We start from the raw sequence: 14456 nt of genomic DNA, 5'->3' as shown, positions 1-14456 counted from the left end.
GACCAAAGGTATGAAACTAATGGTTATGCTTCATTTTTAAATTTTTCAATTTCAAGTAAGCTCTGTTCGGCTTTTAAAGTGTGTGAACCTAAAACTAGTTCAACTGTTTTACGAACCCACTTTTTGTGCATGTGCTTAGAGCTCAATTGAACATAGAGAAAAATAACTGGTACCATGAGTATTGCACTAAAAATAAATTGTGCAATTAACCAATTCTGGTGGGCATACCTCATGAAATTATAACCAGTTAATAGTTTAAACCCTAAAATGATATAGCACATGTAAAAAGGAATTGATAAAATAATGAGCTTAAAAATAGCTAGGGCGTGGCTTTTTAATGTTTGAATTTTGCCTTGGATAATGATGACTGGTTGCGCATAATCTATGTCATTGATTAAAATTAATTGTCCTATACTTCCTGATAAGCCAATAATATTAAATATGAATAATATACCAGCAGCAATAGTAGGTGCAGTGAAATCTAAGTGGTTTTTAATGAATAGGCATAGGGATGTTGCTATTGCGATATAAATTAAGAATTCGAGAATTCTCGCTATCAATAATTTGTGTAATTGGTTTTTTGATGATTGTAGTGCTTTGTCTTTTACTAATTTTTGATTGAGCTGTAGGTTGAGTTTGAGTGTCTGATCGTACGATTTCCAAATGTTTTCGATATTATTGAGTGCCATAGTGCTTAGTTTAAGGTGTCAAATTTTCTTTTGAGAAGTTTTTTTATTCTGCTAATTTTTGTGCCCACATTGCTTTCAGAAATGTTAAGTATAAGAGCGATTTCCTTGTGGCTATTACCATCTAAGTAGAGCAATATCAGTGCTTTGTTCAGTTCGTCTAACTCACTTATAAACTTGTTCAGTACTTTAATGTCCTCATTTTCTTCTGGTGCAGGTAGGTAGACAGAATCATGATCAAGTGGTGCTACATGTCGGGTTCGAGTTTTTTCTTTTCTATAATGACTGATAGCTACATTAAGGGTAATGCGGTAAATCCATGTAGATAGTTTGTATTCGGGGTTGTACTTAGGGTAAGCTTTCCATAGCTGCATAATTACTTCCTGCACCAGGTCATCTCGGTGTTCAGGAGCGGGGCAATAGGCATTACATATTTTATATATAATTGCTTTATGCTTTTCTAGTACCAATAAAAATTCCTCTTTTGCCAATGTATTCAGTTAATAGTCTTTACCTATTATTCGCAGAGCATTTAAAAAAATCACACCACTATGAAAAAACTTTCAATATTGATGATAATATAATTTTAGTTGCTCTAAGCTGATTTCTTCGCAAAAGTTTTAATTGGTCTGTTATAATGCTTAGTTTCGACTTTAGTTAGAATCAGAAATTACTTTAAGCTCATAATGGAACTTATCCATTTTTTCTCGGCCTTTAAAGGTAATTGTAATGGGTGGTCCAGCAGGAGTAAGGTAGTAGCCAATCAAATCATCATCACCTAAATAGTTATTAAGCTGATTATAATCTGAAGAATTAGCTATTATCTCTTTGTAGTTAGCTTGAATGGTTTTTAATAATTTGTCGGTAGCATTGTCGGAGTCTAGTTCCAATAAAAAGAAATAGAGTGGTTGAGATGTGCTTATGAAAGGAAATGAATAAGATAAGGTAGTGCCTCTATGCTCTGTGTCTATAGTGAAGTTAGAATGTGCGATTAACTTTAGCGTTCCATTTTTTTGTTTGCAGAAAATGGCCAAAAGCAACTCATCGTTATGAGTAGAAAATGGGCTCATGTCCTCAGAAAGGTCGTACCCTATTACTTCAACAACAAAATGATTAATTGAGGAGGTAGCCGTGTGTGAGGTGGCTTTTTGTTGCGTAGATTGCCTTGTGGTTTTGCAACCTGCGGCAATAATAATTACAACGGTGAGTATTAAAATAAAGCGCATAAAAAAAGGCTTGGTGTGCCCAAGCCTTAATATTTTTTTAGGTAAGCATACCACCATCAACCTGAATAACTTGGCCTGTGATGTACGCAGACATGTCTGATGCTAAGAAGATACAAGCATCTGCTACGTCATCAGGGCTGCCACCTCTTTTTAAAGGAATGGCATCTCTCCAGCTTTGAACGGTTTTCTCGTCAAGCTTATCTGTCATTTCTGTTTCTATAAACCCTGGGGCAATAGCATTAGATCTAACACCTCTAGAGCCTAACTCTAAAGCTACAGACTTAGTGAAACCAATAATACCTGCTTTTGATGCAGAGTAATTAGTTTGACCAGCATTACCTTTTAGGCCCACTACAGAAGTCATGTTGATGATAGAACCACTTCTTTGCTTCATCATGGTTTTAGTAGCTGCTTTTACCGTGTTAAAGCAAGACTTAAGGTTAATATTGATTACAGAATCCCAGTCAGATTCGTTAATTCTTAGTAAGAGATTGTCTTTAGTAATACCTGCGTTATTTACTAATACATCTAAAGAACCAAATTCCGCCACTACGTCATTAATTAACTGTTCTGCAGCTGCAAAATCAGAAGCATCAGACCTGTAACCTTTAGCTTTTATACCTTTTTCAGATAACTCTTTTTCTAAAGCTTCACCTTTTTCAACACTCGAAAGGTAAGTAAAAGCAATGTTAGCTCCTTGCTCAGCAAATTTTAAAGCAATAGATCTGCCAATACCTTTAGAAGCTCCCGTTACTAAAGCGGTTTTCCCTTCTAATAATTTCATTTGATATATTGTTTATTTAATTGATTTTTTAGAATAAGTGCAAAACTAATGATATACATGGTATTCTCTGATCTTTTTTACTTAAATCAGAGACTGAGTGTGTGACTCCAAAATAAATATTGTAATGGGAAAATACCTTAAAATAGGGTATATTAAACATATATCTCTATTTTCGGTTTAGTTTTTGCACGTATATGGGTATGAATGACATTATAAAAAAAGTACTGTTTTTAGAAGACGATGAGTTTACTCGTAATATAGTTACAGCTCAACTTAATAAAGCCAAGCTGGAGGTAACACCTATTGGTGATTTGCAGGCACTTGAGCAGGCTGATTATGATACTTTTGATATACTATTAACAGATTTAAACATAGATGGAGTAGATGTAACTCCTGCCTTTAGCCGCATAAAGGAAAATGCAGGATTGCCGGTGGTGGTGCTTAGTCAGTCAGTAGTTGATGGTGGAGTTGCTGACTTGTATCTTACCAAGCCGCTAAACCAGCAGAAGATCAATAAATTGCTTAACCTGCTTTCTGGGGAAGTGGAGGTAGACATTAGCCAAGTGGAAAATTTTGCCTGTGGCGATGAAGGTCTGTTGAAAACGTATGTGATAGAGTTTGTTGAAAACTACGAAGTAGAACTGCACAAGCTTAATCAGTTGATGTTAGAAGAAAACTTAAAAGCTATTGCAGATAAAGCACACAAGATGCTTTCTTCTACCCATTATTATAAATACAACCCTGTGGTAAGCACCTTGGCTTCACTCGAGATTAATGCCGCAGATAGTGATGTGGCTACTGTAAAACAGCAAGTAGCTCAATTGAATACAGCATCTCAAGATTTTATAAGTACTTTAAAAGCTAAAGTATCAACTGGAAAAGGTTAACCTTCCAGATGATACTTTCTCATTTTATTGTATAAAGTAGAACGATCGATTTTTAATATCCGGGCCGCTTTTGACTTATTATATTTTACCTCTATCAGAGTCTGTTCTATAAGCCTTTTTTCACTTTCGTAAGCTAATTGTTTTAAGTCTTTAGCTTCTTCTTCTATTTTCTCTTGGGTAACTGCCGGTGCAGGATCTGCCATAACTTCTGGTAAATTAGCAGTACTCAGTAAGTTGGTGGTTTCTAATAATACAGATCTTCTAATTACATTTTTTAGCTCTCTTAAATTACCTGGCCAGCTATAGTATAAAAACATATCTTCAGCTTCTTTAGAAAAGCCTTCTATATTTCTTTCTAGCTCCTGATTAGCAGTTTGTAAGAAATAATTCGCATAAACCATTATATCTGATTTACGCTCTCTTAGTGGTGGTAGCTGTATTTTAAATTCGTTGATTCGATGGTACAAATCCTCTCTGAATTTATTTTCGCTTGCGGCCTGAGCTAACTCTTCGTTGGTGGCAGCTATTAGTCTTACGTCTACATCTATATCTTTAGTGCCTCCTAGCTTTCTTACTTTTCTTTCTTGGAGTACGCGCAATAGCTTTATTTGTACCTCATAAGAAAGGTTGCCTATTTCATCTAAAAACAATGTGCCTCCGTTGGCTATTTTAAACTGACCATCTTTATCATTAACGGCACCAGTAAAGGCTCCTTTAACGTGACCAAAAAGCTCGCTGGCAGCTAAGTTCTCCGATAGGGCACCACAGTCTATAGATACAAAAGGTTTGTCGTGCCGTTTACTTTTTTGGTGTATCAGTTTGGCAATATATTCTTTACCAGTACCACTTTCACCCAATATTAATACCGACATATCTGTAGCAGCCACTAAGTCAACGTGTTGAAGTATTTGATTAAATACTTCACTTTGACCAGAAACAAATTCAAATTCTGACCTACTGGCAGAGCCGCTTTTTTCATTGCTGTTTTCCTTTGGCTTTGTTAGCGCCTTGCTAATTATATTTAAAAGCTCATCAGGGTTAATGGGTTTTGCTATGTATTCAAATGCCCCCATTTTGATGGCTTTAACAGCAGTTTTGATTTGGGCGTAGCTAGTCATGATAATTACAGCTCCTTTAAAATCATATTTTTTGATTTCTCTTAGGAGCTCTAACCCGTCCATATCTGGCATTTTTAAGTCAGACAGGACTATATCATATTCGTTAGCATTTATTTTTTTTAATGCAGATAGTGCATCCCCCACCTTATCACATTCATATTCCTTTTTCACCAAAAACCCCTCTAACATAGACGCGAAAGAGGAGTCATCTTCAACTATTAATATTTTCGCCATTCTGATTTTCTATCGGTATATATGTCTCTAACAAATAAGAGCTTAAATTTCCCGCATAATTATAAAAAAATAAAGACCCGTTTGATAAAACGGGCCTCTGTGAAGTTAAAGAAATTCTATTTACTATGAATGAATTTTTAATCTTCTATTGTTTTTCCATTCTGATCGTAAACTTCAATTTCTTTTTCTTGATCTGAATTTTGGAAGTGTACTTCGTACTCTATCTGAGCGGTTTGGGTATTAGTCATTTCACCGTCAGAATAGGTTATTTTGTAAGCTTTAGCTACATTCCACTTAGAAAACTCACCACTAGTGATGGCTTGTTTTACTGCAGCTGGTAACTCAGATTGGCTTATTTCTTTCTTCTTAGGATCAACTTTTACGGTGATCTCTTCATTTGATATTTTATTGATATCGGTGGCATTTGACTGTACTGATACGCCTACAGTTAATAATAATGCAAATGCTCCGGCTAATATTTTATTAAGTTTCATAGTCAATTCTTATTTATGGTTATAAGCTTATTGCTTAGTAATTTATTCGTATTACATATAGTGGAAGAACTATGCCAATAACTCGTGTATTTATGTAAGTTACTGTAAATCAGTTGTTTGGATTCATTGTTTGCGCGGAGAATACCTAGCGTTGTAGGATTATACAACAAGGTGTTGTGTAAATGTCACATACTACGGATATCGTAGTATTTATAACCAACAAAAAAAGCCCTGCCTTTCGGCAGAGCTTTCCCAGTTAAAGAATTTAATTTAACTACGAATGAATAAATTAATTCGATTATTGTTCTTTGCCCATTTTGTCATAAGTGGCTACTGCTTCTTGTTGTTGGTCATTCATAAAATGAATTTCGTAAGTTTCCTGCCCATCTTCGGCAGTCACTTTATAGGCTTTTGATACTTTAAATTGAGCATAGTCGCCACTAGTGATTGCTTTTTTAACTGCAGCAGGAAGGTCAGATGCACTAACTTCAGTTTTAGAAGGGTCTACTTTTACTGTAGTTTCTCTTTCAGAATCGGTAAGTGTGGTAGCATTAGATTGTACAGCTACTCCTGCAGTTAATAATAATGCAAATGCTCCGGCTAATATTTTATTAAGTTTCATATGTAATTCAATTTTTTAGTTCTTGTTAAAGTATTTCTGATAAGTATATTGAGATAACTGTGCCAGAACATTAAATGTGCTTTAATTGCTTTTAATGCATGATTTTTTTTGCCGATTGGCTGTTTTTTGTAGGATTGTGCAACAGGTTGGTGATGAAAATTTTAGGCATATAGAATCTGTGATTGGGCACAAAAAAAGGCCCCGCCATTACAGCAGGGCCCAGACATCTATTAAGCTAAGCTTATCATCTAGTGTTTGTTATTTTTATACTTCCTTACCCATCTTGTCGAAGGTGACTACTCCCTCTTGCTGTTGGTCATTAGTGAAATGTATTTCATAAGTTTCATTACCATCAGCAGTAGTTACTTTAAATGCTTTTTGTACTTTGTACTGAGCATAGTCACCACTTGTTACTGCCTTTTTTACTGCAGCAGGTAAATCAGTGGCGCTAATTTCTGTTTTAGTAGGGTCTACCGTTACGGTAATTTCTCTTTCCGAATTAGTAAGTGTAGTTGCGTTAGATTGTACAGCTACTCCTGCAGTTAATAATAATGCAAATGCTCCGGCTAATATTCTATTAAGTTTCATATCTAAATCAGTTTTAAATCTTCTTAAAGTATTTCTTATTTTGATAAGTATATTGAGATAACTGTGCCAAGGTATAATATTTTGTTTTATGGCGTTAATTGAGGGTTTTTAACTTGGAATGATGCATTTTTTGTAGCAATGTACTACAGGTTGGTGTTGAAGAATTAGTCATATATGCCAGAGTTATAAAAAAAGCTCCACTGGAGAGAGGAGCTTTAGTAGGGTTGAATTATGCTTAGATTAGCTATAATTCTCTGCCTTCTTTATCAAATATTACAATATCGGCCTGTTGCTGATATTCGTTTACAAAATGTACTTCATATTGAGTTTCATCTTCATCAGCATTTATTTCATATGCCGACTCTACAGTAAATTCAGTGTAGTCACCTGAGCTTATGGCTGATTTTACTGCAGAAGGTAAATCTGTAGTACTTATCTCTGTTTTAGTAGGTTCTATATTTATGGTTATTTCACTAGTGGTTATAGGTGCTTTTTCAGATGCCTGAGAGCTTACTGATATGCCGGCAGTTAACAAAACTGCTAATGCTCCTGCCAATATTTTATTTACAAATTTCATAGTCAATTTTTATTTACAATTACCAATTCATTTATAATTTCTAGGGGAGATAACTGTGCCAAAATCGCAGATTGCCAGAAAGGGCTTATGTTCTGATTGTAATGGTAGCAATCGAGAACTTATCCAACAGGTTGTTGAGGATTTTGCATCTCGCCTCTTTTGTAAAAGAAAAAGCCCCGCCAAATTTGGCAGGGCTTTATCCAGTTAAAGAATCTATTTACTAGAAATTGATAGTGCTATAATTATTAATTCATCGATTTTCCACTCTCGTCATATACCGCTACCTCTTGGTCTTGGTTAGCATTTTGAAAGTGAACTTCGTATTGTACCTCTGCTTCTTTATCTGAATTCATAGCTTCATCAGGCATTACTTTATATGCCTTAGCTATGCTCCATTTAGCGTAGTCTCCATTTACAATGGCTTGTTTTACTGCAGCAGGAAGGTCAGAGGCGCTGATTTCCGTTTTCTTAGGGTCAACTTTTACTGTTATCTCTTCATTTGATTTATTGATATCGGTCGCATTTGATTGTACTGATACACCTACGGTTAATAATAATGCAAATGCTCCGGCTAATATTCTATTAAGTTTCATAGTCAATTCTTATTTATGGGTTATTATCTTAATCTTCTTTTGCATAGTATAATGAGATAACTATGCCAGAACTAAGGAGATAATAAAAAGTGTGTTTAAGGGGTTTAGAGGCTGATTTTGCGGTGTGGGGTGGCGGGTTGCTGTTGTTTTATCCAACAGTTTGTTGTGTAAAATACAAACCTGGTTATATCTAAGTACGTACTATTTCAGGGAGATAACCGGCCAAATTTTTTTCTAAGGCCTTTTCGATTAAATTTGCAGTCCTGCAATACAACGATGAATATAAACATATAGCTTATGTCAAAAAAATATGATCTTTTAGTACTAGGGAGTGGTCCCGGTGGTTATGTAGCTGCGATCAGAGCATCTCAGTTAGGATTAAAAGTGGGTGTGATAGAAAAAGAGGCGTTAGGTGGAATTTGTCTTAATTGGGGATGTATACCTACTAAGGCTTTGTTAAAAAGCGCTAACGTATTTGAATATATTTCTCATTCTGAAGATTACGGAATTACAGTGAAGGATGCTAAGGCTGATTTACCTGCAATGGTAAAAAGAAGCCGTGGTGTAGCTGAAGGCATGAGCAAAGGTATTCAGTTCTTATTTAAGAAGAATAAAATTGATGCTATCATGGGCTTTGGTAAACTGAAGCCAGGTAAAAAGATAGATGTAACTGCTGAAGATGGCAAGGTAGAAACTTATTCTGCTGACCATATTATAGTAGCTACAGGAGGTAGATCAAGAGAGCTGCCGAATTTGCCAATTGATAATGAAAAAATCATTGGTTATAGAAAAGCATTAGTATTAGATAAAACTCCTGAGAAAATGGTAGTTGTTGGGTCTGGTGCTATAGGGGTTGAGTTTGCCTATTTCTATAACTCTATTGGGGTAGATGTAACTATTGTTGAGTTCATGCCTCGTATTGTACCTGTAGAAGATGAAGAAATTTCTAAAGCATTAGAAAGAAACTTCAAAAAGGCAGGTATTAAAATTATGACTAACGCTGAAGTAACTAATGTAGATACTAAAGGTAAAGGTTGTAAGGCCACAGTTAAAACTAAGAAGGGCGAAGAGACTTTAGAATGTGATGTAGTACTTTCTGCAGTAGGTATTAGCACTAACTTAGAGGGTATTGGCTTAGAAGATATCGGTGTAGCAACTGATAAAGGTAAAATCTTAGTGGATGATTACTACAAAACTAATATCCCTGGTGTTTATGCTATAGGTGACATCGTTCATGGACCAGCATTAGCTCACGTAGCTTCAGCAGAAGGAATTATCTGTGTAGAGAAAATCGCAGGCGAGAATCCTCAGCCATTAGATTATGGTAACATACCAGGTTGTACTTACTGTAGTCCAGAAGTGGCTTCTGTAGGTTACACAGAAGCTAAGGCTAAAGAAGCAGGTTATGATATTAAAGTGGGTAAATTCCCATTCTCAGCTTCAGGTAAAGCTAGTGCGGCAGGTGCTAAAGATGGATTTGTAAAATTGATCTTTGATGCTAAATATGGTGAGTTATTAGGTGCTCATATGATTGGCGCTAACGTAACTGAAATGATTGCCGAAATAGTGACTGCAAGAAAGCTAGAGACTACAGGTCATGAAATTATAAAAGCGGTTCACCCACACCCTACTATGTCAGAGGCTGTGATGGAAGCTGCTGCTGCTGCTTATGATGAGGTTATCCATATCTAAGTAAGCAAATGACTTATCCTGAATAAGCGTTTTAGTTTGTACAGGGAAAAATAGAAAAAAGCACTGCCTAATTTAGCAGTGCTTTTTTTGTAAGGTCTGATGATAAACTCCTTTAATAAAGCATCTTGGACTAGTGTCGAGTTGTAGCCTGCGCCCTTGCTGGGCTATTATATTATCTAAACTTCAACCCGAGATGCATATGCAGCGTGGAGTGAGATAATTTTCCTGTTAATGAGTTGGTTAATTTGATTGTTACCAATAAGGTTTGGGATTTTTCCCCAACTCAATTCATTGATATTCATGTCTTTGACATATTTATTTTTTATGTTGTTATTTAATCATAAATTAGACTGAATGTCTCCACTACGGCACGGCCATATTGATCAAAAGGAATTAGCGTTGCTCTTAAAAAAGAGAGATAAAAATGCTTTAAGTTATCTTTATGATCATTATTCTTCTGCTATTTACGGTATTGTATTTCGCGTAGTAAATGATGAGAAAATAGCTGAAGAGGTTACACAAGATGCATTTATGAAATTCTGGGAGAAGATAAAGTCTTATGATGAAACCAAAGGCAGGCTATTTACTTGGATGCTTAACATAAGTCGAAATCTGGCTATAGATAAGCTTCGCTCGAAGGAAATTAAAAGAACTCAGAAAACTGATGAGCTGGATCGCAACGTATATAACATCGAGAATGATAACCTGATTTATCAAAGTATAGATGGTATAGGTATAGCTGCCGTTTTATCTAAATTGAGAGATGAAGAAAGGCTTATTGTTGAATACATTTACTTTAAGGGATATACGCAATCTGAAGTGGCAGCAGAGGCTGATATACCTTTGGGTACTGTAAAAACACGTTTGCGAATGGCGTTAATTAATTTAAGAAAGGAGTTGGGGGTAGCGTGAATATTCAGGAATATATATCGTCAGGTGTGTTAGAGGCTTATGTGCTTGGTGATTTGCCATTGGACCAGAAGAATGAGGTAGAGGCATATGCTAAGCAGTATTCGGAAATTCAAGAGGAGATTGAGAAAATAGAACTCACCTTAGAAGCCGTAGCTTTTGAAACAGCTATTGCACCTCCATCAACATTAAAAGCTTCTTTTTTAGAAAGAATCGAGGCCTTAGAAGAGGAGGAGGAAACTAAGGTAGTGGATATGCCACCGTCAGCACTTGCTGATGATACAATTAGACCTATTCAGTCGGGCAATTCAGGTTTTTATAAATATGTAGCTGCAGCTTCAGTGGTGATAGCACTTGGTGCATCTTACTTGGCTTTCAATTATTATAGTAAGTGGAAGGAGACTGAAGGAGAGCTTGTGACTCTTATTGCTCAAAATGAAAGAGTAGCTCAGGATTATAATCAGGTAAATCAGAAATTAGAATCTATAGAACAAGATTTTAACGTTTTGAATGATGCCAGTTTTACGCGAGTGGCTATGAATGGTACAGATAATAACCCAAGAGGCTTAGCATATATCTATTGGAATGCCAGTAGTGAAGATGTATATCTGAGTATTCAAAGTTTAAAAGCACTTAGTCAAGAAAAGCAATATCAGCTTTGGGCTATTATTGATGGCGCTCCTGTAGATGCCGGAGTCTTTGATGCTTCAGGTAAACAGCAGCTCATCAAAATGAAAAACATTGGAAATGCAGCTGCTTTTGCAGTTACCATAGAGCCTAAAGGAGGAAGTGTTAACCCTTCTCTCGAAACCATGCAAGTGGTGGGTAACGTAGAGAAGAGTTAATTAAAGTCTTATAATCTAAAGTTTATTTAATTTTCCGTTTTGGCTTTTGTTAAAAACTTTAACAAACCGGCTAATGATATTTACCGTATTTTTGGTTTCTAGCAAAATGTTAAAGAAAAGTGTGCTGGTGCGTTTGCTGTCCCCTTTTTTGCGCACTTCTTTAATTTGTAGCTCCATAAGGTTTAAAATGTTATCTAATAAGTTTCTTTTTACAGTAATCAGTTCACTCATTTTTTGACTATCACTGTGCTGTAGCACTGTCAAGGCTTTGTTTACAAATAGCTCAAAGTCTTCAATGAGACTTTCCAATCCCTTTACTTGCTTCTTTTTAAAAGAAGTGTGCATGTTTTTGACATGGTCTAAGCTTTGGTCAATAATGCTGTAGATTGTATCGTTCAGGTCTTGCTCTAAGTCATAAATGCTTAAGTAAATTTTACTAGCGGTGCCTTCATCTTCATCCATGCGGTTAATGAATTTAATGAGGTTTGACTTAAATTTTTCACTCTTTTCCTTAAGCTCTTCTAGGTCTTTTAACGAATGCTTTAATGGTTTTTTCTTTTCTTTTAATAGCCCATTGAGCGAGTTGATATAAGCATTTTTAATCAGGTTAAGATTCTCCCTTGTTCGGTTGTTGATTTCTATTAATGCTTTGTCTACAGGTATTAATGTGGCCTGAGCCATCAATTTTTCGGCAAGTGTTTTTTTCCTTTCCTTGGCTCTGTGGTAGGTGAAGCTTCTGTAAATGGTAATACCGGCAATCACCACTATAATGGCTACCATAGATAACCCAAATTGGAAGATAATAGCCGCAAAAATGCTGGAAATGATGAACGCAATAATGGCTGTACTGAACCAGCCTAAAATAACATTGATAACCCCTGAAACGCGATAAACAGCACTGTCTCGTCCCCATGCTCTATCTGAGAGTGACGAGCCCATGGCCACCATAAACGAAACATAAGTGGTAGAAAGGGGGAGTTTTAAAGAAGTAGCAAAGGCTATTAAAATACTGGCTACGGTAAGGTTAACAGAGGCTCTAACAAGATCAAAGGCGGGAGCATCATCTTCGCTAAGTGTTACATCATTTTTAAAGTTTTGCTCTAGTTGTACCAACATTCTTTTAGGTACAACAGCTAACAAACCCCTGCCTATGCCTCTTGCTCCTTGCACTAAACCTCTCGAAACTGCGTTGGCTTTAAATCTTTCTAAACCCGCATCTTGTCTGCCTAAGTTTACTTCTGTTTCTGTTACTGATTTTGCTTTTTTTGAGAACCATAAGGTTAAAACCATTACGGTGCCGGCTAATAATAATAGGTAGGTTTCTGTTTTTACTGGCTTGCTTAGCGAAGTCATATAAAGCTGATCGGGAGCTAAGCCAGAAGCGGTCCATTCTTTAAATGATTCTAAACTGGCTATAGGTACACCAATAAAGTTTACGAGGTCATTTCCTGCAAAGGCCATGGCCAGCGCAAATGTTCCAAATAGCACTACAATTTTTAAAATATTGATTTTGAATATTTCATAAAGCAAGTAGAATATTACCGACCAGGCTATGAAAGCGCATAATGCTAGCAATAAGCTATGGTTTTCAAACCATACTACACTTGCGTCAGACATGAAAGAGCTGCCCTTAACTCCTTTTATAATAAGAAAGTAACTGAGTGCAGTCAGTGCCAGACCTGCCCAGATTACTCCTACTGATTTCATCCTTTTTAAATATTGGAAGGTGAACAGCACACGGCTGATGTACTGTACTATAATACCTACTGTAAATGCTATGGCTACCGACAAAAAAATACTGCTTACTATCGTAAGGGCATTTTCTGAGTTGATGTAATGACTCAATACACTCATGCCAGTGTCTTCTTTTAAAGTTTTGAGTAAAGCCACGGCAAAGGCTGCTCCTAGTAACTCAAACACAATAGACACAGTGGTAGAAGTAGGCAGAGCCAAGGTGTTGAAGAGGTCTAGTAAAATGATGTCGGTGAGCATTACTGCCAGAAATATGACCATTACATCAGCAAACAAAAAGTTATCTGGGAAGAAAATGCCACTACGAGCTACTTCCATAATGCCGGATGAAAATGTAGCACCTAGTAATATTCCCGCACTCGCTACTAGCATGATCACTTTTCGTGGAGCCACCTTAGAGCCGATGGCTGAATTTAAAAAGTTTACTGCATCGTTACTTACACCTACTACTAAGTCGGTGATAGCGAGTGCAAAAAGTAATATAATTAATATGAGATAAATCTGTTCCACTATTGTCAGTACGTTAATATTTGTGGCTAATTAACAAAATAGAATAGGTATTGTATGCCACTATTGAAAGCTTAACAATTAATTAACCCGATGGGTATTCTTTTTGTGAAAATATTAAGTCTTAAAATCTAACCGCCTTTATCTATACGTACATATGCTAGTTACATTGCATAAAAGGAGAATGATTACCAGACCTAGGTGAAGTTGATTGAATGGTTGGAGGGAAGGTAATTATTGTACGTTATGGTTTTAAGCCTCGGGGTGGTTGCCGAGGCTTTTATTTTATTGCTTGGTTGATTTTGCTGCTTATTTTTTCTGCCTGGCTTACAATAGCGAAATGCCCTGCATTAGTTATAACTTGGAAATAGGTGCGAGGAGCTGCAATAATTCTGTCTTTGCTGCCATGGAGTTGGAGTAGGTTGTTAGGTTGCCTGTCATTTTGCCATTGAGAAATGGCTAAAACAGCCCATTTTATGAATTTTTTATCGGTATTATCAATAATCGAAATGAGCTGTTTTTGATGATGAGGTGCGGTAACTCCAAATGCCCAAAATGAAATTTGTTTTGGTAAGATCAGTAGTGGTGAAGGTAGCAATTGGAAAATAGCTTTGAATGCATGGTTTCTGATTAGATAAGGGAGGTTTTTAGAAGTGTAGGTAGAAGATATTAATATTAGCTTTTTAGGCCTGATAATTTTGCTTATTTCGGTTGCTAACATTCCTCCAAATGAAACACCCATTAAAATGAATGGCTTAGAGCTATCTATCTGTTTGGCCATTCTAATTGCATATTGGCGTAGGCCTTCTTTATGCAAGGGAGATATCCAATCTAATACATTAATGGAACATTTTAATGAGAGATTTTCAACGACTGAATCGTCAGCGCCCAGTCCAGGGATAGCGTAGATCGTCATGGTGTAAATATACACCTGCCTTGGCA

16 protein-coding genes are annotated in these 14456 nt (G+C 36.2%); 4 read left to right on the top strand and 12 right to left on the bottom strand.

Annotated elements, in window-relative coordinates; translation table 11 throughout:
- Positions 1 to 23: 23 nt before the first annotated feature.
- The 4 genes from ACXACQ_RS02915 to fabG form a co-directional block, all read right to left on the bottom strand.
- Positions 24 to 689, bottom strand: a complete 666-nt coding sequence (locus tag ACXACQ_RS02915; RefSeq protein ID WP_474974426.1) for a hypothetical protein — start codon at positions 687 to 689, stop codon at positions 24 to 26.
- Positions 690 to 694: 5 nt separating this feature from the next.
- Positions 695 to 1177: an RNA polymerase sigma factor gene (locus ACXACQ_RS02910; RefSeq protein WP_474974425.1), complete on the bottom strand. Its 483-nt coding sequence runs from the start codon at positions 1175 to 1177 to the stop codon at positions 695 to 697.
- A gap of 162 nt (positions 1178 to 1339) precedes the next feature.
- Entirely contained in the window at positions 1340 to 1912 is a 573-nt protein-coding gene (locus tag ACXACQ_RS02905) for a hypothetical protein (RefSeq protein WP_474974424.1), read from the bottom strand.
- 37 nt (positions 1913 to 1949) lie between these two features.
- Positions 1950 to 2696 carry a 3-oxoacyl-[acyl-carrier-protein] reductase gene (gene fabG / locus ACXACQ_RS02900; protein WP_474974423.1) on the bottom strand — a complete coding sequence of 249 codons (747 nt, stop codon included), beginning with the start codon at positions 2694 to 2696 and terminating at the stop codon, positions 1950 to 1952.
- Positions 2697 to 2896: 200 nt separating this feature from the next.
- On the opposite strand from fabG, the gene ACXACQ_RS02895 reads away from it, so the two are divergent.
- Positions 2897 to 3583 carry a response regulator gene (locus ACXACQ_RS02895; RefSeq protein ID WP_474974422.1) on the top strand — a complete coding sequence of 229 codons (687 nt, stop codon included), beginning with the start codon at positions 2897 to 2899 and terminating at the stop codon, positions 3581 to 3583.
- On the opposite strand, the gene ACXACQ_RS02890 is transcribed toward ACXACQ_RS02895, so the two are convergent.
- The 6 genes from ACXACQ_RS02890 to ACXACQ_RS02865 form a co-directional block, all read right to left on the bottom strand.
- Positions 3580 to 4935, bottom strand: a complete 1356-nt coding sequence (locus ACXACQ_RS02890) for a sigma-54-dependent transcriptional regulator (protein ID WP_474974421.1) — start codon at positions 4933 to 4935, stop codon at positions 3580 to 3582. The two genes, ACXACQ_RS02895 and ACXACQ_RS02890, sit on opposite strands and share 4 nt — an antisense overlap.
- A gap of 137 nt (positions 4936 to 5072) precedes the next feature.
- Positions 5073 to 5429 (bottom strand): hypothetical protein, encoded by a 357-nt coding sequence (locus ACXACQ_RS02885; RefSeq protein WP_474974420.1) that lies wholly within the window; start codon positions 5427 to 5429, stop codon positions 5073 to 5075.
- A 298-nt stretch (positions 5430 to 5727) separates the two neighbouring features.
- Positions 5728 to 6051 carry a PepSY-like domain-containing protein gene (locus ACXACQ_RS02880; RefSeq protein ID WP_474974419.1) on the bottom strand — a complete coding sequence of 108 codons (324 nt, stop codon included), beginning with the start codon at positions 6049 to 6051 and terminating at the stop codon, positions 5728 to 5730.
- 264 nt (positions 6052 to 6315) lie between these two features.
- Positions 6316 to 6639, bottom strand: a complete 324-nt coding sequence (locus ACXACQ_RS02875) for a PepSY-like domain-containing protein (protein WP_474974418.1) — start codon at positions 6637 to 6639, stop codon at positions 6316 to 6318.
- A gap of 244 nt (positions 6640 to 6883) precedes the next feature.
- The gene (locus ACXACQ_RS02870) at positions 6884 to 7216 is read right to left on the bottom strand and encodes a hypothetical protein (protein WP_474974417.1); all 333 of its coding nucleotides are present in this window, start codon (positions 7214 to 7216) and stop codon (positions 6884 to 6886) included.
- A gap of 245 nt (positions 7217 to 7461) precedes the next feature.
- The gene (locus ACXACQ_RS02865; RefSeq protein WP_474974416.1) at positions 7462 to 7809 is read right to left on the bottom strand and encodes a hypothetical protein; all 348 of its coding nucleotides are present in this window, start codon (positions 7807 to 7809) and stop codon (positions 7462 to 7464) included.
- 297 nt (positions 7810 to 8106) lie between these two features.
- Between ACXACQ_RS02865 and lpdA the strand changes: the two genes are divergently transcribed.
- The 3 genes from lpdA to ACXACQ_RS02850 all read left to right on the top strand — a co-directional run bounded on the left by lpdA (position 8107) and on the right by ACXACQ_RS02850 (position 11255).
- Positions 8107 to 9501: a dihydrolipoyl dehydrogenase gene (gene lpdA, locus ACXACQ_RS02860; protein WP_474974415.1), complete on the top strand. Its 1395-nt coding sequence runs from the start codon at positions 8107 to 8109 to the stop codon at positions 9499 to 9501.
- Positions 9502 to 9855: 354 nt separating this feature from the next.
- Positions 9856 to 10413 carry an RNA polymerase sigma factor gene (locus tag ACXACQ_RS02855; protein ID WP_474974414.1) on the top strand — a complete coding sequence of 186 codons (558 nt, stop codon included), beginning with the start codon at positions 9856 to 9858 and terminating at the stop codon, positions 10411 to 10413.
- Positions 10410 to 11255: an anti-sigma factor gene (locus tag ACXACQ_RS02850; RefSeq protein WP_474974413.1), complete on the top strand. Its 846-nt coding sequence runs from the start codon at positions 10410 to 10412 to the stop codon at positions 11253 to 11255. Before ACXACQ_RS02855 ends, ACXACQ_RS02850 begins: the two co-directional genes overlap by 4 nt.
- A gap of 15 nt (positions 11256 to 11270) precedes the next feature.
- Here the strand turns inward: ACXACQ_RS02850 and ACXACQ_RS02845 are convergent, their stop codons facing one another.
- Together ACXACQ_RS02845 and ACXACQ_RS02840 are read right to left on the bottom strand one after the other, a co-directional pair.
- Positions 11271 to 13517 carry an inorganic phosphate transporter gene (locus tag ACXACQ_RS02845; protein WP_474974412.1) on the bottom strand — a complete coding sequence of 749 codons (2247 nt, stop codon included), beginning with the start codon at positions 13515 to 13517 and terminating at the stop codon, positions 11271 to 11273.
- A gap of 277 nt (positions 13518 to 13794) precedes the next feature.
- Entirely contained in the window at positions 13795 to 14430 is a 636-nt protein-coding gene (locus ACXACQ_RS02840; protein ID WP_474974411.1) for an alpha/beta hydrolase, read from the bottom strand.
- Positions 14431 to 14456: the final 26 nt, after the last annotated feature.

The organism is Fulvivirga sp. AWR4_260 (genome assembly GCF_056158185.1).
Note: the sequence above shows the minus strand (reverse complement) of the source record. Positions and strands in the feature narration are given on the sequence as shown.